At 67.4% G+C, this 18,129-nt stretch carries 22 protein-coding genes; 9 read left to right on the top strand and 13 right to left on the bottom strand.

Annotated elements, in window-relative coordinates; translation table 11 throughout:
* Positions 1–33: 33 nt before the first annotated feature.
* The 5 genes from WDM91_18065 to WDM91_18085 form a co-directional block, all read right to left on the bottom strand.
* Positions 34–1,593 carry a hypothetical protein gene (locus WDM91_18065; GenBank protein MEI9996508.1) on the bottom strand — a complete coding sequence of 520 codons (1,560 nt, stop codon included), beginning with the start codon at positions 1,591–1,593 and terminating at the stop codon, positions 34–36.
* A complete protein-coding gene (locus tag WDM91_18070; protein ID MEI9996509.1) occupies positions 1,577–2,545 on the bottom strand; it encodes a 2-oxoglutarate and iron-dependent oxygenase domain-containing protein in 969 nt (322 codons plus the stop codon). Before WDM91_18070 ends, WDM91_18065 begins: the two co-directional genes overlap by 17 nt.
* A 79-nt stretch (positions 2,546–2,624) precedes the next feature.
* Positions 2,625–3,416, bottom strand: coding sequence for a glycosyltransferase family 25 protein (locus tag WDM91_18075; protein MEI9996510.1), 792 nt, complete (start codon positions 3,414–3,416; stop codon positions 2,625–2,627).
* 1 nt (position 3,417) lies between these two features.
* Positions 3,418–3,627, bottom strand: coding sequence for a hypothetical protein (locus WDM91_18080; protein MEI9996511.1), 210 nt, complete (start codon positions 3,625–3,627; stop codon positions 3,418–3,420).
* A 170-nt stretch (positions 3,628–3,797) separates the two neighbouring features.
* Complete coding sequence (locus WDM91_18085) at positions 3,798–5,912, bottom strand: ATP-binding protein (GenBank protein MEI9996512.1); 2,115 nt, start codon at positions 5,910–5,912, stop codon at positions 3,798–3,800.
* 157 nt (positions 5,913–6,069) lie between these two features.
* Between WDM91_18085 and WDM91_18090 the strand changes: the two genes are divergently transcribed.
* From WDM91_18090 to pip, 3 genes are read left to right on the top strand one after another with little or no spacing between them, the layout of a single operon-like run.
* The gene (locus WDM91_18090) at positions 6,070–7,326 is read left to right on the top strand and encodes an SGNH/GDSL hydrolase family protein (protein ID MEI9996513.1); all 1,257 of its coding nucleotides are present in this window, start codon (positions 6,070–6,072) and stop codon (positions 7,324–7,326) included.
* Entirely contained in the window at positions 7,323–8,222 is a 900-nt protein-coding gene (locus WDM91_18095) for a polysaccharide deacetylase family protein (protein ID MEI9996514.1), read from the top strand. The genes WDM91_18090 and WDM91_18095 overlap by 4 nt, the downstream gene beginning before the upstream one ends.
* A gap of 16 nt (positions 8,223–8,238) precedes the next feature.
* The gene (pip, locus tag WDM91_18100; protein ID MEI9996515.1) at positions 8,239–9,195 is read left to right on the top strand and encodes a prolyl aminopeptidase; all 957 of its coding nucleotides are present in this window, start codon (positions 8,239–8,241) and stop codon (positions 9,193–9,195) included.
* Here the strand turns inward: pip and flhB are convergent.
* The 6 genes from flhB to flgB form a co-directional block, all read right to left on the bottom strand.
* A complete protein-coding gene (gene flhB / locus WDM91_18105) occupies positions 9,182–10,261 on the bottom strand; it encodes a flagellar biosynthesis protein FlhB (GenBank protein MEI9996516.1) in 1,080 nt (359 codons plus the stop codon). The two genes, pip and flhB, sit on opposite strands and share 14 nt — an antisense overlap.
* A 3-nt stretch (positions 10,262–10,264) precedes the next feature.
* Positions 10,265–11,029 carry a flagellar biosynthetic protein FliR gene (fliR, locus tag WDM91_18110; protein ID MEI9996517.1) on the bottom strand — a complete coding sequence of 255 codons (765 nt, stop codon included), beginning with the start codon at positions 11,027–11,029 and terminating at the stop codon, positions 10,265–10,267.
* An 85-nt stretch (positions 11,030–11,114) separates the two neighbouring features.
* A complete protein-coding gene (locus WDM91_18115) occupies positions 11,115–11,378 on the bottom strand; it encodes a flagellar biosynthetic protein FliQ (GenBank protein ID MEI9996518.1) in 264 nt (87 codons plus the stop codon).
* Between the two features lie 73 nt (positions 11,379–11,451).
* On the bottom strand, positions 11,452–11,778 hold the full coding sequence (locus WDM91_18120; GenBank protein ID MEI9996519.1) for a flagellar hook-basal body complex protein FliE: 327 nt from the start codon (positions 11,776–11,778) through the stop codon (positions 11,452–11,454).
* 44 nt (positions 11,779–11,822) lie between these two features.
* On the bottom strand, positions 11,823–12,233 hold the full coding sequence (gene flgC / locus WDM91_18125; protein ID MEI9996520.1) for a flagellar basal body rod protein FlgC: 411 nt from the start codon (positions 12,231–12,233) through the stop codon (positions 11,823–11,825).
* Positions 12,234–12,244: 11 nt separating this feature from the next.
* Positions 12,245–12,667, bottom strand: coding sequence for a flagellar basal body rod protein FlgB (gene flgB / locus WDM91_18130; protein ID MEI9996521.1), 423 nt, complete (start codon positions 12,665–12,667; stop codon positions 12,245–12,247).
* Between the two features lie 151 nt (positions 12,668–12,818).
* Between flgB and WDM91_18135 the strand changes: the two genes are divergently transcribed.
* The 5 genes from WDM91_18135 to WDM91_18155 are packed head-to-tail and all read left to right on the top strand — an operon-like array spanning position 12,819 to position 15,865.
* Positions 12,819–13,136, top strand: a complete 318-nt coding sequence (locus WDM91_18135) for a flagellar biosynthetic protein FliO (protein ID MEI9996522.1) — start codon at positions 12,819–12,821, stop codon at positions 13,134–13,136.
* Positions 13,133–13,945 carry a flagellar type III secretion system pore protein FliP gene (fliP, locus tag WDM91_18140; GenBank protein MEI9996523.1) on the top strand — a complete coding sequence of 271 codons (813 nt, stop codon included), beginning with the start codon at positions 13,133–13,135 and terminating at the stop codon, positions 13,943–13,945. The genes WDM91_18135 and fliP overlap by 4 nt, the downstream gene beginning before the upstream one ends.
* A gap of 58 nt (positions 13,946–14,003) precedes the next feature.
* Entirely contained in the window at positions 14,004–14,810 is an 807-nt protein-coding gene (locus tag WDM91_18145; GenBank protein MEI9996524.1) for an enoyl-CoA hydratase-related protein, read from the top strand.
* A 55-nt stretch (positions 14,811–14,865) separates the two neighbouring features.
* Positions 14,866–15,642 carry a thioesterase family protein gene (locus tag WDM91_18150; protein MEI9996525.1) on the top strand — a complete coding sequence of 259 codons (777 nt, stop codon included), beginning with the start codon at positions 14,866–14,868 and terminating at the stop codon, positions 15,640–15,642.
* Between the two features lie 40 nt (positions 15,643–15,682).
* Complete coding sequence (locus WDM91_18155) at positions 15,683–15,865, top strand: hypothetical protein (GenBank protein MEI9996526.1); 183 nt, start codon at positions 15,683–15,685, stop codon at positions 15,863–15,865.
* Positions 15,866–15,877: 12 nt separating this feature from the next.
* Here the strand turns inward: WDM91_18155 and WDM91_18160 are convergent, their stop codons facing one another.
* Both WDM91_18160 and tauD read right to left on the bottom strand, forming a co-directional pair.
* A complete protein-coding gene (locus tag WDM91_18160; GenBank protein ID MEI9996527.1) occupies positions 15,878–16,009 on the bottom strand; it encodes a hypothetical protein in 132 nt (43 codons plus the stop codon).
* 65 nt (positions 16,010–16,074) lie between these two features.
* Positions 16,075–16,953: a taurine dioxygenase gene (gene tauD, locus WDM91_18165; GenBank protein MEI9996528.1), complete on the bottom strand. Its 879-nt coding sequence runs from the start codon at positions 16,951–16,953 to the stop codon at positions 16,075–16,077.
* A 298-nt stretch (positions 16,954–17,251) separates the two neighbouring features.
* Here tauD and WDM91_18170 point away from each other — a divergent pair, with 298 nt between their 5' ends.
* Positions 17,252–17,911, top strand: coding sequence for a peroxiredoxin (locus WDM91_18170; GenBank protein MEI9996529.1), 660 nt, complete (start codon positions 17,252–17,254; stop codon positions 17,909–17,911).
* Positions 17,912–18,129: the final 218 nt, after the last annotated feature.

Raw genomic sequence — 18,129 nt, forward strand, 5'->3', positions numbered from 1 at the left:
AGGCACAATCGCGTCAGGCGACGGCGCCCGCGATCACGGTCGCGCGAGCGGCCCCGCCAGCACCGCGTCTTCATACGCGGCGATCTCCCGCTCGAACCGCCATTGCAGCGCCGCCTTCTCGCTTCCCCGCAGGAGGGCGGCGCAGGCCGCCGAGACCGCCATCGCCTGCGGCCGGTCGCGGGCGCAGGCCGGGACGGTGCGGCGATAGCTGCCGTCCCGCCACAGGCTCGCGCCCGGCAGGAAGCTGTATTCGAGGCCGTTGCGGGCGATCTGCTTGAGGTCGCGATACCCCAGATGCTGCTCGGTCACGGCGCGGACATATTCGTTGGTGAGGTCGATGCGGAACACGCCCTCATCGTCGGCCGACAGCGTCACCGGCACATGCGCCGCGCGATACAGCGCCAGCGGATGGTCCTTGCCCACGACGCCTGGGGTGATCGCGTTGCTGGTGAGGTTGATCTCGACCGCGATCTTCTTCGCCGCCATCTCCTTCAGCAGCGCGGAAGCGTCGTGCTCATAGGGCAGCTCATAGCCATGTCCGATGCGGCTGGCGCCGGCGATCTCGACCGTGTCGCGGATGTGGAAGCCGAGCGCCGCCGGCGGCACGAGTCCGAGCGCCAGCTCGCCCGCATGCAAGGACAGCTTCACCTGCGGATAGCGCTGGTGGAAGAACCGGAACATCCGCATCTGCAGGTCGAAATCGCGCAGCGCCACCGGATCGTCCTCCGGCGCCACCAGGTTGACGCCGACGAACCGCGGATCGGCGGCGCAGAGCGCGAAGCCCAGCGCCATCTGCGCGAAGACCTGCTGCGGCGGCAGGGTCCGCAGGACGAAAAAAAGATAGCGCACGCGCACCTGACACGTCCTGCCGGTTTCCGGCGTCGACACGATGGCATCGCATGACGACCGGTCCCGGTCGCCGGCCGCGTCGAACTCTTTCCTGGCTCCTGCGACAAGGGCGGGAACGACCGCCGACAGGGCGCCGAGATCCTGCGCGAACGCGTCCTCGCGCGCGCCGAAATTGTGATCGGCATCCAGAAGCAGGGGCGAAAACGCCTGCGACGGATCGGCGATCTGTTCGATGTAGAGCACATGGTCCAGCGCCGCCTGGTAACGCGTGGCCCACAGCATGTCCGCCAGATGCGCTGCGGCGACCGCCCCGAAGCGGCGGAAGGTCGCAAAGGTGTGGTCGTGGCCGTTGGTCTCGCCCGTGCCGGTCCCCGGCACGAAATTGCGCATCGACAGGGCGTCGATGGTCTCCTGATAGAATTTCGGATCGCGGCTGACGAGATCCTTCGCGGCCACCTGGCCGGACGCGCAGGGCGGCGGCGCGATCGCGCGCGTCCCGGGATCGACGCAGTCGCCGTCCGCGCTCGCCCAGCGCAGATAATCCTCGGCATAGACCGAGCCGTCGAGATGATTGTGCAGGTCGCCGCCCTTGGGCATGGGCTGCAGCAGCACGCGCAATTGCGGCGGTGTCGCCGCATAGCGCGCGACGAGGGCCGCGACCTGCGCCTCATGCGGCGGCGTGGCCCGAGACGCAGCGGCAAGCGCGGCGAACGCGATCGCGGCAAGGCTAAGGCATCTGCCCATAGGTCTGGCGCATCCTTTCCTCCGAATGGAGCCCGGCCAGGATCGGCGGATATCCGGCCACACCGCAACCGGGCAGGCAGGTGATCTCGGCGTCCGAATTGGGCCCGGTGAACAGCACGACGGAGAGCCGCCGCGTCCCCATCGTCCGATCGCGCGGCGGATTGACGACGCGATGGAGGTTCGACCGCCAGCGGTCATTGGTCCAGCGCCGGATCAGATCGCCCGCGTTGATCACCAGCGTGCCCGGCACGGACGGCACGTCGATCCAGCCATCCTCCGTCTTCACCTGCAGCCCGCCCGGCGCCGCATCCTGGCGCAGGATCGTGAAGCCGGAGAAATCGGTATGCGGCGCATAGCGCAGCGCCCCTTGCGGCGGCGGCTCGGGCTGGTCGGGATAGAGCACGCAACGCAGGTTCAGCTCCATCCGGTCGAAGAACGGCGTGAAATGCGCGTCGGCCAGGCCAAGGGCTGCCGCGCTCAATCGCATCAGCTCGAGCGCCAAGGCGCGGCCGGCCGCGATATAGGCCTCCACCGTTTCGCGGAAGCCCGGCATGTCGTCGGGCCAGAGATTCGGCGCATAGAGCCGGGCGTCCCATGCGCCGTCCGGTGCCGCGGTATCGAAGCGCGGATTGGCGAAGGTCAGGGATTCGCAAAGATCGGGCTGTGCTGCCGGATCGCGGCCCGCGCCCACCGTCTCGCGGCCCATCGGCAGGTACCCCTGGCCGCGTCCCCGGTCGGGAAAGTCGAACCTGTTCTTTTCCGCGGCCGGGCGTTCGAAGAAGCGCATCGCCTGGGCATAGATTCCGTCAAGCAGCTCCGGCGCGATGCCGTGCCCCGCAACGGCCGCGAAGCCGACGGTCGAAAACGCGTCGTTCCAGGCCTGTGCGACCTCCTGCGCGGCCTGCCGGTCGCCCGAAGCGAATGGCGCGATGTCGATGACGGGAATCTGCACGCATGCTCCGGCACAATTCGGAGAGCAGCCTAAGGATATTCGCAGCCGCTTCCAGCCAAGGCCCGCGACTCCGGCAACTCTACTCCGGCGCCAATCCGACCTGGATGACGCGGGACTTGCCGGAAACGACGTCCAGGATCTGCTTGGGCAACAATGCCAGGCCCGTCCATGTCCGCCGCAATTCCCGCCGGATATAGAACCAGCTCAAGGCACGGAACGGAATGCGCCACTCCTCGATATCCGAATCGGTCTTCAGCTCGATTTGCCGCGCGATGGCCGGGATCAGCTGGTAGGGCCGCGCGACGGCGGTCATCGGCGAAATGTCGGGATTGAACAGCATGTGGTCGATGGTGAAGGGCCACAGCCGCTTGTCCTCGAGCAGCCGCGCCGCCAGCGTTCTGGAGATCAGATAGGCGCCCGATCCGGTATGCCGCGAATGCAGCGGCGCCACGCGGAATTCCGGCAGGATCCGCGTCTCCTTGCCCACGAGGATTTGCCGCGACGCGCCGCCATAGCATTCGAGCTTCAGCAGGTCGACCTCTTCGGGCAGGCGCGCCAGCTCGGCGAACAGCTTCAGGCAGTCGCGGCGCAGCGTGACGTCGTCTTCGAGGATCAGGGCATAGCGCTCCGTCGAGTTGGCCACGAACAACTCCCAGCACAGGATATGGGAGAGGCTGCAACAGGCATCGCCACGGGCGATCGGGCCGAGCGGTCCGGTCCGCGCGATCCGGGTTTCGATGTCGGGGATGTGTTCGTCCTTGGCGTCGACGGCGTCGATCCGCGTGTACGGTATCTGCAGGGCTTCGAGCTGCGCCGTCATGGCGGACATGCGGTCCGGCCTGCGGGCCAGGTTTATGACATAGGTCTGCAAATCAATCTCCGATATTGGCGGTCACGGCTTCGCCGCGCCTGAGAAGTCCCTGCCGGATCTTCTCGTCGACATAGCGCCGCTCCGCGTCCCAGGAATGCCAGGAATTTCCCCGATGCGTGAAGCCGAACAGCGCGACGTCGCCGCCCATGCGGCGCCCGGGTTTCCCGGCGTTCGACACTGCCAGCGCGGTCGTCTTCGTCCCCGTGTTCACGGCGTAATTCGGGCATGGGTTGAACCGGACGACAATGTCCGAGCCATCTATTTGCGGGCCGCAATCGCCGACCAGCGGTGCGTTCCCAACGACAGCGATCTTCATTCCCCGCTCAAATAACCGGCCTACTCCGCGGGCAATATAGGAATGTGGTCACGAAACACAACTGGTCAGTGGCCGGTCTTCGATGCCGGCATGCCGGCGAGGACTTCCTTCACCTTGGCTGCGAGTTGCTTGAGCCCGAACGGCTTGGGCAGGAAGTGCAGGTCCTCGGCCTTCTCGTCGTTGCGCCGGAAGGCTTCCTCGGCGTAGCCCGACATGAAGATCACCGCCATCTCGGGCTTGATCCGCTTGACCGCTCGCACCAGCGTCGGGCCGTCCATGTTGGGCATCACCACATCGGTGATCAGGAGGTGGATCGGCGACGTGGCGCGCTTGACGATCTCGAGCGCCTCTTCGCCGCCGGCCGCTTCCAGCACGCTGTAGCCGCGCATCTTGAGGGCGCGCGCCGCGAAGCTGCGCACCGCCTCTTCGTCCTCGACCAGCAGGATGGTGTCCTGGCCCGTCACGTCGCGCGGCCCGGCGCGTTCCGGCTCGGGGGCCGGCGCGTTGGCGTCGATGCGGTGGCGCGGCAGGTAGATTCGGAAGGTCGTGCCCCTGCCGATCTCGCTGTCGACCATGATGAAGCCGCCGGTCTGCTTGACGATGCCGTACACCGTGGCGAGGCCCAGCCCGGTGCCCTGGCCCACCGGCTTGGTGGTGAAGAAGGGATCGAAGATCTTGCCCAGATGCTCGCGCGCGATGCCGGTGCCGGTATCGGCGACGTCGATCCGCACATAATCGCCGGCCGGCATGGTCGCGGTGCCCAGCGCCGCCGCGGTCGTGACGGTCTCGTTGGCGGTGCGGATCGTCACCGTGCCGCCCTTGGGCATGGCGTCGCGTGCATTGACCACGAGATTGATGATCGCGTTGGAAAGCTGCGCCTCGTCGGCATGGATCGGCCAGACGTCGGTGCCATGCTCGAGCTTGAGTTCGACGCCCTCGCGCAGCAGGCGTCGCAGCATCAGCGCCAGTTCGCCGACCACGTCGCGCACCGCCAGGACGCGGGGCTGCATGGTCTGCTTGCGCGAGAAGGCCAGGAGCTGCCCCACCAGCGTCGCGGCGCGCAGCGCGTTCTGGTGGATCTCGTTGATCTCCTTGAACGACGGATCGCCCGCCTGGTGGCGCATCAGGAGGAATTCGGAATTGCCGATGATGACGGTGAGCAGGTTGTTGAAGTCGTGCGCCACGCCGCCCGCGAGCTGGCCGACCGCCTGCATCTTCTGGCTCTGGGCGAATTTTGTCTCCAGCGCCTTCTGCTCCGAGACGTCGACGAGATAGAGGATCGCACGGCCGCCGCTGATCGGGCTGGCGAACAGCTCGGCGGTGCGCTCGTCGATCCCGGCGGCGCGCAGCTCGGCGCTCGCGACGTTGTGCGTGCCCTGCGCCGCCTGCGTCACCAGCTCGCCGATGCGGCCGCGGTCGGCCCCCTCGACCAGCTCGCCCAGCAGCCGGCCGGCCAAGCCGCCGGCGACGCCGAAGAATTTCGCGAAGGCGGGATTGGCGTCGATGAGCTTGCCGTCGCCGCCCGCAAAGGCGACGCCGACGGGTGCGTCGCGGAAGATATCGGCGATGCCGGCGGGCGCCACCGCGACCGGGAGCGGCGCGGCCGCCAGGGGCGCGGCGGCGGCCGGCGGCGCCGTGACGGCGGACGGCATGGGCGTCGAAAGCCGCGGCGTGAACCACCACGCGGTCTGTCCGTTCGACAGCGGCCGGACCGCCGCGACCAGCTCGATTCCGGGGCCGACCGCGAAACTCTCTTCGCGCGGCACCCCTTCGGCCGCGCCGCGCGTCAGGCGATAGAGCACGGCTGCGGAAGGCTCGCCCGCCAGCGCCAGCTCGGGCGGCGGTGCGGCCTCACCCGCCTTGGCGCCTGCCATGCGGCGATAGACGTCGTTGCAATCGGCGACCACGCCATCGGCGCCGGTGATCGCCCAGGCGATGTTCGCGCGCGCCGCCGCTTCGGCGATCCGCCGCGCATCGGCCGCGCTGACCTTGTCCTTGGGCCATACCGCGAAGAGGAACAGGCTCGCCACCGCGCCGATCGCCGCCAGCAGCATGACGCCGGCCCAGCCGACCTTGTCCGCTGACATCACGGCGAGACCCGCCGAGGCCAGAGCGAGGAAGACGAAGCCCAGCGCCGCCCAGCGCCATGCGCCCGCCGGGATGCCGAGACTGCTGTTCAAACTGCGGGTCGCCATCATGATTCGGATAAGGGGGACGGTAGGCTTTTTTCCGCCTTCGGCCTATCTGCCGATGTCGTCATGCCGGAAGCCGCGTTGCATTGGGAAATCGCGATCGGCTAGTTTGTTGGTATCGTTACCAATTCTTGTGAGGCAGGGCTTGAGGGGAATCCGGGCAGTCATCGCTCTGGCCGCCGTCGGCGTCGTGGCCGCCGCCGCCGCCGCGCCGCCGGCGCCGCGCTGGGTCGGAAGCTGGTCCGCCGCCCAGCAGCTTCCCGAGCCGGCCAATCAGCTTCCCGATGCGGCATTGCAGGGCGGCCTGTTGCGGCAAGTCGTGCATCTCTCCGCCGGCGGCGGCATGATCCGTGTACGGATTTCAAACGCTTACGGCACCGCGCCGCTGCATCTCGCCGAAGTGCATGTCGCGCGGCCGCTGCCCGGCACGCCGGGCGCGATCGTGGACGGAAGCGACCGGCTGCTGCGGTTCTCCGGCAATGCCGAGGTCACGGTCCCGGCCGGCGCAGATTATGTCTCCGATCCGCTCGACGTCCCGGTCGCGCCGTTGTCCGATCTCGCGGTCACGCTGCGCTATGCGAGTCTCGCGGGACAGCCGACCGGCCATCCGGGCTCGCGCGCCACGTCGTTTCTGGCGTCGGACGGCGACGCCGCGGTGCCGCTTCTGTCGCAAGCCGTCGCGCTGGCGCACTGGTACATGCTCGCCGGAGTCGAAGTATCGGGGCCTGCGCTGCGCGGCACGGTCGTCGCCTTCGGGGATTCGATCACCGACGGCCGCGGCTCCGTCCCCGACGCGAACAATCGCTGGCCCGACGATCTCGCCCGGCGGCTCCAGGCCGCGCCGGCGAGCCGCGGCATCGGCGTGCTGAACATGGGGATCGGCGGCAATCGCCTGCTGCTCGACGGTCTCGGACCCAACGGGCTGGCGCGCTTCGACCGCGATGTGCTGGCGCAGCCCGGCGTGCGCTGGCTGATCCTGCTCGAGGGGATCAACGATCTGGGCGTGCTGACGCGCGACGCGCCGGTATCGCCCGCCGAGCACGAGGCACTGGTGGCACGGCTGGTCGCCGCCTATCGCCAGATCGCCCTGCGCGCCCATGCCCATGGCATCGCGGTGATGGCGGGGACGCTGCTGCCCTGGCTGGGCTTCACCTATTATCATCCCGATGCGTTGAACGAGGCGGACCGCCAAGCGCTGAATGCCTGGATCCGCACGCCCGGGAATTTCGATGCCGTGGTCGATTTCGACCGCGTGCTGCGCGATCCTGCGGCTCCCGGGCGCCTGCTGCCGCAATTCGAATCCGGCGACCACCTGCATCCTTCGCCGGCCGGCTACCAGGCGATGGCGGATGCGATTCCGCTCGCTTTCTTCGCGCAGCCGCGCAAGGCTCGTCGCAGATGAAGCGATTTGTCCTCGCCATGCTGATCTGCGTCGTCGCCTCGCCGGCGTCGGCGGTCCAGATCGCGCTGACCTTCGACGACCTGCCCTCGCATAGCGCCCTGCCGCCGGGGCAGACGCGCGTCGGGATCGCGACCGCGATCATCGCGGCGCTCAAGGACGCGCAGACCCCGCCGGTCTACGGCTTCATGAACGGCATCCGGCTCGAGGACGATCCGGGCTCCGCCCCCGTGCTCCAGCAGTGGCGCGACGCCGGCTTCCCGCTGGGCAACCACACCTGGTCGCATATGAACCTCGGCCAGCACGGCGTGGCGGAATGGGAGGCCGATACGCAGAAGAACGAGAGCGTGCTGGCGCCGCTGATGGCGGGGGGCGACTGGCACTGGCTGCGCTTTCCCTATCTCGCGGAGGGCGAGACTCCGGCCAAGCATGTCGCGGTGCGCCAGTTCCTCGCGGCCAACGGCTATCGCATCGCCGGCGTGACGATGAGCTTCGGCGATTTCATGTGGAACGAGCCCTATGCGCGCTGCGTGGCGAAAGGCAACGACGCCGCCATCGCGCAGATGGAAGCGGCCTATCTCGCGGCGGCCGCGGACACGCTCGACTATGAGCACAAGCTTTCGCTGGCGCTTTACGGCCGCGACATCCCCTATGTCCTGCTGATGCATCTGGGCGCCTTCGACGCCCGCATGCTGCCGCGCCTGCTGGCGCTCTATGCCGCCAAGGGCGTCAGCTTCGTCTCGCTGGACGAGGCGGAGCGCGATCCGTTCTACGCCGCCGACAACAACCCGATGCTGCCGCCGACGCCCGTGACGCTGGAACAGGCGATGAGCGCGCAGGGCGTGACCTATGCCGGCCACGGCGTGCCGCTGCCGCCCTTCGACACGCTCTGCCGCTGAGTGCTAATCTCGGCGCATGCCGGACCTCTACCCGAAGATCGAGCCCTACGATCGTGGCATGCTCGATGTGGGCGAGGGGCATCGTCTCTATTGGGAGATCTGCGGCAATCCCGACGGCAAGGCGGCACTGGCGCTGCATGGCGGTCCCGGTTCGGGCTGCACGCCGGACATGCGCCGCCTGTTCGATCCCGCGCGCTATCGCGTCGTGCTGTTCGACCAGCGCAATGCCGGCCGCAGCACGCCGCATGCGAGCGATCCTGCGACGGACCTGGCGGCCAACACGACGGCGCATCTGATCGCCGATATCGAGCGGCTGCGCATGCATCTGCAGATCGAGCGCTTCGTGATCTTCGGCGCCTCCTGGGGCACCACGTTGGCGCTTGCCTATGCGCAAGCCCATCCGACCAGAGTCGCCGCGCTGGTGCTCTCCAGCGTCACCACCACGCGGCGCAGCGAGATCCACTGGCTCTATCACGACGCCGGCCGGCTCTTCCCCGAAGAGCATGCCCGCTTCCGCGCGACCGCCGGTCCAGCGGCGGGCGATCTGGTCGCGGACTATCATCGCCTGCTCGCCGATCCCGCTCCGGCGGTCCGCGACGCCGCCGCGACGGCGTGGTGCGACTGGGAAGATGCGGTGGTCTCGACTGCGCCCGGGCGCAAGCCCGGCGTCCGCTACGCCGACCCCCGCTTCCGCATGGCCTTCGCGCGCATCGTCACGCACTATTTCCGGCACGGCGCCTGGCTGGAAGAAGGCGCGCTCCTCCGCGATGCTTCCCGGCTGGAGGGCATTCCCGGCGTCCTGATCCATGGCCGGCTCGATCTCGGCTCGCCGCTCGACACCGCGTGGGAACTGTCGCGTGCCTGGCGCGGCAGCGAACTGATCGTCGTGCACGACGCCGGCCACGAGACCCGCACGCCCGGCATGCGCGAGAGCATCGTCGGCGCGCTGGACCGGTTTGCTAGTTCGCCCTGATCTTGCCGGTCAGGCGGTAGACATAGCCGATCACCTGCGCCACCGCCTTGAAGTGCTCCGCGGGCACGACCTCGTCGACCTCGACCGAGGCATGCAGCGCGCGTGCGAGGGGTGGATTCTCGACGATCGGCACGTCGTGGGCCTTCGCCACTTCGCGGATCCGCAACGCCAGCGCGTCGACGCCCTTGGCGACGCAGATCGGCGCCGCCATCTTGCCGGCCTCGTATTTCAGAGCGACCGCGTAATGCGTCGGGTTGGTGATGATCACCGTCGCCTCCGGCACCGCGGCGATCATGCGCTTCTTGGCGCGCTCCAGCCGGATCTGGCGGATCTTGGCCTTGATCTGCGGATCGCCTTCGTTCTGGCGGTACTCTTCCTTGATCTCCTGCTTCGACATCCTGTTGCGCTGCAGGAAGCGGTAGCGCTGCAGGATGTAATCGGCCGCCGCGATCGCGGCGAGCGCGACCAGCGCCGCCAGCAGCACCTTGTAGAGCAGCTGGCCCATGTCGCCGATCACGCCCATCGGCGACTGGTCGAGCACCGATTGCAGCATGGTGCGCTCGGGCCAGATCTGCGTCCACACCGCGACGCCGACCACGCCCATCTTCAGCAGGCCCTTGACGAGGTTCATCAGCCCCTCGGGCCCGAACATCCGCTTGAGGCCGGCGATCAGCGACAGCTTGGCGAAATCCGGCTTGATCTTCTCGAAGCTGAAGCCCGGCCGCGCCTGCAACACATGCCCGGCCAGAGCGAACGCCATCATGGTCGCGAACACCGGCCCCAAGATGCCGCCCAGCGTCATCACGACCTGGCGCGCCAGCCCCATCGCGTCGGCGGAGGACGAGACGCCCATCTGCTCGGGCTGCTCCAGGAAGACGCGCATCGCGGTGGCGATGCCCTGCATGGTCGAGCCGCCGAACATCATGATCGTCAAGGTGCCGCCGAGCAGCAGCACGAAGGCGGAGACCTCCGGGCTCTTGACGATGTCGCCGTGCTCGCGCGCCTCCTCCAGCCGCTTCTGCGTCGGCGCTTCGGTCTGCTGGGATGGGTCGCGATCGTCTGCCATGGGTCAGAGAAACTGCGCCATCTGGGCCGCGTAGAAATTCAGGAACAGCGTCATCATCGAGCCGAGGATCAGCGCCAGCAGCACGAAGCCGAACATGATGTTGATCGGCATGGCGACGAAGAACACCTGCAACTGCGGCATCAGCCGCGCCAGGATGCCCAGCGCGGCATAGAGCGCGAAGCCGAACACGATGAACGGCGCCGCCAGCTGGAAGCCCAGCACGAAGGCGGCGCTCACCAGCCTGATCGTCAGCTCGGCCATGTCGGCGGTGGGCAGCGCCGCGCCCGGCGGGATCATCCTGTAGCTGCCGGCGATGGCGCCGATCGCGACGTGGTGCAGGTCGGTCGAGAAGATCAGCACCGCGCCCAGCAGCGAGAAGAAGTTTCCGATCACCGCGCCCTGCTCGTGCTGCGTCGGGTCGACGGTCTGGGCATAGGCGAGGCCGGTCTGCGTCGCGATGAGGAAGCCGCCGACCTGGAGCGCGCTCATGATGATGCGCGACATCCCGCCGACCAGCATGCCGGCGGTGACTTCCTGCGCGATGAGCAGGCCCAGCTGCAGCGTGTTGGCCGGCGCCTGTGCCGGATAGGCGCCCTGCACGGTCGGTGCCAGCGCCACGGTGATCGCCAGCGCCAGCACCAGCCGTACCCGCGACGGGATCCCGCCGTCGCCCAGCGCCGGCAGCAGCATGACCATCGACCCCACCCGCGAGAACACGAGCAGATAGGTGAGGATCATGCCCGACAGGGCGGGAAGGTGGATGTGCATGGCTAGTGCCTTCCTCCCCCGTGGTTACGGGGGAGGGGGACCATCGCGAAGCGATGGCGGAGGGGGCTGTCGCCGCCCGCCATCGCTAATACGCAGCGATGCGCTGGGCGATATCGACCATCAGGCTGTTCATCGCCGCGCCGGCGAAGGGCAGGGTGATCAGCAGCACGACGAAGATCGCGACGATCTTGGGCACGAACACCAGGGTCATTTCCTGGATCTGGGTCAGCGCCTGCAGCAATCCGATGCCCAGGCCGACAACCAGCGCGGTCAGCATCGCCGGCGTGATGATCTCGAGCAGCACGAGGATGGAGGAACGGGCGAAATCGATGGAATCGGCGGGTGTCATCTGTGTTCCGTTGTGTCTCTTGCGCGAACCGTCATCCCGGATCGTCGAAGGATGAGCGTGTCGGCCGTGATCGTCAGATCGGCATGTTCATGATCGACTGGTAGGCCTGCACGACCTTGTCGCGGACGGCGACCACCGTATCGAGGGTGATCTCCGCCTGGTTCACCGCACTCACCACGTCGACGATATTGGCCTGGCCGGCGACCTGGCGCGTCGCCATGGCCTCGCCCTGCTTCATCGTGCCCATGCCGTCTTTCAGCGCGGTCGAGAGGAAGTTGGAGAAGTCGCCGGCGCCGGCGCCAAGCGAACCGGCCCCGCTGGCGCCGGTCGCGCCCGCGCTTGCGCCGATGTTCGAGATCGCCTGATAGGCGGCGGCCGCTGCGGCCGGTAGGACTGCCATGTTCTATCCCCCTTGCGCGCAACCCGCGTTGCGCGCCAAAAAATTCAGCCCTTGAGCAGGTCGACGGTGCGCGCCAGCATCGACTTGGAGGCGTCCATCACCGTCAGGTCGGCCTCGTAGGAGCGCTGCGCGTCGCGCATGTCCATGATCTCGACCAGCGCGTTGACGTTGGGCAGCTTGACGTAGCCCTTGGCGTCGGCGTTCGGATTGCCCGGATCGTATTGCATCCGGAATTCGGACGCGTCGGCGACCGGCTTGCCCGGGGTGACCAGCGTCGCGCCCAGCTCGCGATCGAACGCGCTCTTCACCGTCGAGATCTTGCGGCGATAGGGATCGCCGCCCGGCGTCGCCGAGGTCGAATTGGCGTTGGCGATGTTCTCCGCGATGGTCTTCATGCGATCCGACTGGGCCCGCATGCCCGACGCGGCGACGATCAGCGATGTCGTGAAATCCATATTGCGCTCCTTCAGCCGCCATGTCCGATGGCGGTCTTCATCATGCCGACGGCCTTGGCGTAGAGATTGCTCGCCGCCTGGTATTCCGCCTGGGTGTCGGAGACGCGGATCATCTCCTGCTCGAGGCTGACCGAATTGCCCGTCGGGCTGGCTTCGGTGTCGGGCGAATTGAAGTCGGCGAATTCGGGCTGGCCCTGCGGCGCCAGCGAGATATGCCGCGGATCGGTGACGCTCATGCCGCCTTGGAACTGCGACGGCGACGTCGCGCCCTTGAGCATGTCGGCGAACTCGACGGGCTTGAGGTCCTTGGCGGTGTAGCCGGGCGTGTCGGCATTGGCGACGTTCTGCGCCAGCACGTTCTGCCGCGCGCCCAGCCAGCTCATGCGCTGCTTCAGCATCGCCAGAAGCGGCATGCTGTCGACGTCCATTGCCATGGCGGTGCCCTCCGTATACGGAAAATTATCCCTAACGACGCCGAGGATGCGCCCGAACGATTAAACGCCGCTTAACGACATGGAAGTTTTTGCCGGGCCGTTCTTGCCGCTCTTTAACGCGCGATTAAGGTTGATCGGTTTTGTTTGGCGCATGGATCTGATCGATTTCGCGCGCTATATCGGCGCCCTGCTTCTCGTGCTTGGCCTGGTCGGCGCGGCCGGTCTCGCGGCGCGCCGCTTCGGCGTCAGCGGCCTGAACGGCCTTGTCAAGCCGAGCGCGGCGCGCCGGCTGGCGGTCGTCGAGACGCTTGGCCTGGGGCCCCGCCAGCGCCTTCTCATCATCCGCCGCGACGGCGTCGAGCATCTCGTGCTGAGCGGTCCCGAAGGCACCACGGTCATCGAGACCGGCATTCCCGCCGCGCCCCTGCCGATCACCGCCGCGCTTCTGGCGCCGGAGGCGTCGTCGTGAAGACGTTCTCCCTCGTCCTCGTCGCGCTGTTCGTCGCGCTCCTGCTCGTTCCCGGCGCGGCGCATGCCGCATCGCCCGCAGTGAAGGCCGTCGCCGCCACGAGCGCCGGCGCCACTGCGACGGCGCCGGGCGGCCTCAACATCGACTTTTCCGGCGGCGGCCTCTTCACCGACCACCTGATGCAGATCGTGGCGCTGATCACGATCCTCTCCATCGCGCCATCCATCCTCATCATGATGACCAGCTTCGTGCGCATGGTCGTCGTGCTCTCGCTGCTGCGCACCGCGATGGGCCTGCAGCAGAGCCCGCCCAACAGCGTGATCATCTCGCTGTCGCTCTTCCTCACCCTGTTCGTCATGACGCCGACCCTGAAGGACGCCTACAACCAGGGCGTCGTGCCGCTGGTGAACAACCAGATCACCACCGAGCAGGCCTTCGACCGCGCCGCCACGCCGATGAAGAAGTTCATGCTGGCGCATGTCCGCCAGGCGGATCTCAAGCTTTTCCTCGACATGGGCCACACCAAGGTGCCGGCCAAGGCGGAGGACACCCCGATCGCAACCGTGGCGCCGGCCTTCATGCTCAGCGAGCTCAAGCGCGCCTTCGAGATCGGCTTCCTGATCTTCGTGCCGTTCCTCATCATCGACATGGCGGTGGCCTCGATCCTGATGTCGATGGGCATGATGATGCTGCCCCCCGTGGTCATCTCCCTGCCGTTCAAGCTGATCTTCTTCGTGCTGGTGGACGGCTGGCGCCTCGTCGCCGGTTCGCTGGTGGAGAGCTATCTCCACGCGCCTCCACCTACGTAAGCCTCGCCAGCCGCGCGGTTCGCGCCTAGATTCTCCCGAAGACTTTTGGGAGAACGCCGTGAACCAGCACGTCAAGACCGACGAAGTCCTCTACGAGGTCTCCGAGCACATCGCGACGATCACGCTCAACGCGCCGGAGCGGATGAACACGATCTCCGGCCCGATGCTGGCGCGGCTTTCGGAATGCCTGCTGGCGGCCGACAAGGATCCGGAGGTCCGCTGCATCATCCTCACCGGCAGCGGCCGTGCCTTCTGTGCCGGCCTCGACCTGCGCCAGGCGACGCAGGGCGTCGGCATGGCGATCGGCAGCGGCGCCGGCGCCACCGACATCGACCTGCGCAACACGCCGCCGACCGTGCTGCATGCCATCGACACGCCGGTGATCTGCGCGGTGAATGGCGGCGCGGCCGGCTATGGCGCCGATACCGCGATCGGCTGCGACATCCGCATCATGGCCGCGTCCTCCAAGCTTGCGCTCTCCTTCGCCAAGCGCGGCATCCTGCCCGAGAGCGGCGGCACCTGGCTGTTGCCGCGCCTGCTGGGCTGGGAGAAGGCGGCGAAGATCATCTTCACCGGCCGCACCCTTTCGGCGGCGGAGTGCGTCGAGATGGGCCTCGCCAGCGAGGTGGTGCCTGACGCGGAGCTCATCCCGCGCGCCCGCGCCCTGGCCGCGGAGATCGCGGCCAACGCGCCGCTCGCCGTCGCGGCCGCCAAGCGGATGATGCGCATGGGCCTGTCGGAGCCGTTCAACGCGCATGTCCATCACGTCTATCTCCAGCTCCTGCCGCTGCTGCGCACCGCCGACGCGCGCGAAGGCATGCTGGCCTTCGTCGAGAAGCGGCCCCCGACATTCGAGGGGAAATAGTGGCGATTCTCATCCCTCGGATGCCGGTGACGGCCGCAAGGACAAAGAACGGCTGATGGAAGCGATTTTCCGGGTCGACGGCCCAGATATCCAGACCCGCGAGCATGCCGGCGGTCCCTGGGACCCCAGCATGCAGCATGGCGGCGCCGCATCGTCGCTGGTGGTCTGGGCGGCGGAGCGGATCGCCAGCCGTGTCCCGATGCGCATCGCACGCGTGACGGTCGACCTGCTCAAGCCCGTGCCGGTGGCGCCGCTGACCTACAAGGCGGAGGTCGTGCGCGAAGGCGCCAAGATCCAGCTCTGTGCCGTGAGCCTGTTCGCCCAGGGCAAGGAATGCCTGCGCGCCAGCGTGCTGAAGATCCGCGCCGGCGCCGCGCCGTTGCCCGGCACCGTGCGCGAGACGCCGCTCGGCGCGCCGCATCCGGACGATTGCACCGTGCCCGACGCGATGCGTCTCACCACCACGCCGTTCCTCACCGGCATCGACTCGCGGCCCGCGCGGGGCAGCTTCCGCACGCCCGGTCCGGCGGCGGTCTGGTATCGCCTGCTGCGGCCGCCGGTGGAGGGCTTCGACATCTCGCCGGTGATGCGCGCCGTCGTCGCCGCCGATTTCTGCAACGGCACCTCGGCGGTGGTCGATTTCGACGCCTGGACCTTCATCAACGCCGACCTCACGCTCAGCCTGGCGCGCTATCCGGTGGGCGACTGGATCCTGCTCGATTCCGAGACCTGGGCCGGGCCGGAGGGTGCGGCGATTGCGTTTGCGCGCCTGGCAGACCTCAACGGGACCTTCGGCCGCGCCAGCCAGAGCGTCCTGCTCGAGCCGCGCTGACATCGCGGAACCTTACCGGTCGCCTTGGCGTTCGAGTGACATGCAGAAATGGCTGTTGGCCGCGATCGGCCTGTGCGCCCTGGGCGCCTTGTGGAAGTTCGAAGAAGAGGAAGACGGCCCCGCCGTGGCGTGGTCGCCCTTCATCGCCGCGCTGGCGATCGAGGCGGGCATCTTCATGCTGCGCCGGCGCCAGAATTCCCTGATGCGCCCGCCACCGGCCTGACCGGCCAAGGCGTCACGACATCGAGATGCCGTCGGAACCAGGATTGGTCTTGCCCACCGGCATCTGCGCCGCACTTGCCGCGATCGCGCGAAGGCGTGGCGTCTGCCACGGCAAGCGCTTCGCTGCCACGTTGTCCTTGTACATACTGGATGTCCCCTTGGCCCCGGCGGGGACTCTACAAAACACCGCCGCCGGAGAAAAGCGGTGGCCTACTCCGCCGCGATCCTCGCCTTGGCCGGCTTGCGCGCGCGGTGGAACGGCCGGTCGCCCAGGATCGTCGCGCGGTTCATGATCCGGCGATGCGGCAGGTAGTCGTTCACCGCATAATGCTGGGTGATCCGGTTGTCCCAGAAGGCGATGGAATTCGGCTTCCATTTCCAGCGCACCTGGAATTCCGGCTTCTGGATATGGACGAACAGCATGTTGAGCAGCGCGGCGCTCTCCTCGCGGCGCAGACCCTTGATCCGGTCGGTGAAGCCGTAATTCACGAACAATCCGTCCGCGCCGGTCTCGGGATGGGTGCGCACCACCGGATGGATCACCGGCGGATGCTCCTCCACCGCCTTGGCGTGCCTCTCCGCTCCGGCCTGTCCCGCGACCGTGCCGCGCGCCGGAAAACCGCGCGCGAAATCGTGCACCGCGTCGAGTTCGCTGAGGAAGCGCTGCAGCGGCTTGGACAGGCCGTCATAAGCCGCCTGCATATTGGCCCAGCAGGTGTCGCCGCCTTCGGGCGGCAGCAGCTTGGCATAAAGGATCGCGCCCAGCGGCGGCGTCTCGATGAAGGTGACATCGGTGTGCCAGGCATCGTTGTCGGTCGGGTTGCTGGCATGGTTGTCGAGGATGAACATCTCGGGCGCCTCGGGCACGCCGGGATAGAGCGGATGGGTGTGCAGCCGGCCGAAGCGCGCCGCGAAATCGCGGTGCTGCACCGGCGTGAGGTTCTGGTCCTCGAAGAAGATCACCTTGTGCTTGAGCAGGGCGTCGCGGATCGCCGCGATCTCCTCGTCCTCGAGCCGCCGGGACAGGTCGACGCCCTCCACCACCGCGCCGATGGCGGGGGTCAGACTGCGGGTCGCGATCTTGGTCATGGCTCTCTCCGCTCGGAACAAAAAGCTGCGGGCCGGAGTGTAAGTCCGTCGGGAGCCAAGGCGCAAAAGGGGAAAAGCGCCCCACCCCAATTCCTGATCCCCGGCCCGCAAAGTTCAGGGAGGAAACGCCGGATCACCCGGCATCCCGTTTAAACTCTATAAAGCCGGTAGAGTCAACGGAGATATAGCCGCGCGTCCGGCACGGGAAACCACACCGTACTTCGCGGTGAAAAGCGCAAAGAAACTTGGCTAAACTCTCCACCGTTCCCATCTCCCCAGGAACGATTTGGAGGTTCATATGTCCCTGCGCATCGGCGACACCGCGCCCGACTTCACCGCCGACACCACCGAAGGCCCGATCCATTTTCACCCCTGGCTGGGCGACAGCTGGGGCGTGCTGTTCTCGCATCCCAAGGATTTCACGCCGGTCTGCACCACCGAGCTCGGCACCATGGCCAAGCTCAAGCCCGAATTCGACAAGCGCAACGTGAAGATCATCGGCCTCTCGGTCGATCCGGTCGAGAAGCATGCCGATTGGGCGAAGGACATCGCCGAGACGCAGGGCACCGCGCCCAACTATCCGATGATCGGCGACACCGACTACAACGTCTCCAAGCTCTACAACATGCTGCCGGCCGAAGCCTCGGGCGATCCGGCCAAGCGCACCGCCGCGGACAACCAGACCGTGCGCAACGTCTTCATCATCGGCCCCGACAAGAAGATCAAGCTCATCCTCGTCTATCCGATGACGGTCGGACGCAATTTCGACGAGGTGCTGCGGGTGATCGACTCGCTGCAGCTCGGCGCCAGGCACAAGGTCGCCACGCCGGCGAACTGGAAGCCCGGCGACGACGTGATCATCGCGGGCTCGGTGAACGACGAGGATGCGAAGAAAGCCTATCCGGGCGGCTGGAAGGCGCCCAAGCCCTATCTGCGGATCGTGCCCCAGCCGGATTAGGCGCGGGATGCTTCGAAGGTCATGGTTTTTCGCCCTGCCAATGCCCGCGAAAGCGGGCATCCAGGCCGCTCGCCTGTCCTCGCCAGGCGCGACAGAGCGCGAATCGCTGGCGCGACAACTAAGCCCTTCTTTCAACTGACAATTTGTCGGACTTGTACAAAGCACCCGCAACATGCGTGCTGCAGTGCAGCCTTCCACCCCGCATCACAGCAAAATCA

Source organism: Rhizomicrobium sp. (assembly GCA_037200385.1).
Classification (GTDB): Bacteria; Pseudomonadota; Alphaproteobacteria; order Micropepsales; family Micropepsaceae; genus Rhizomicrobium.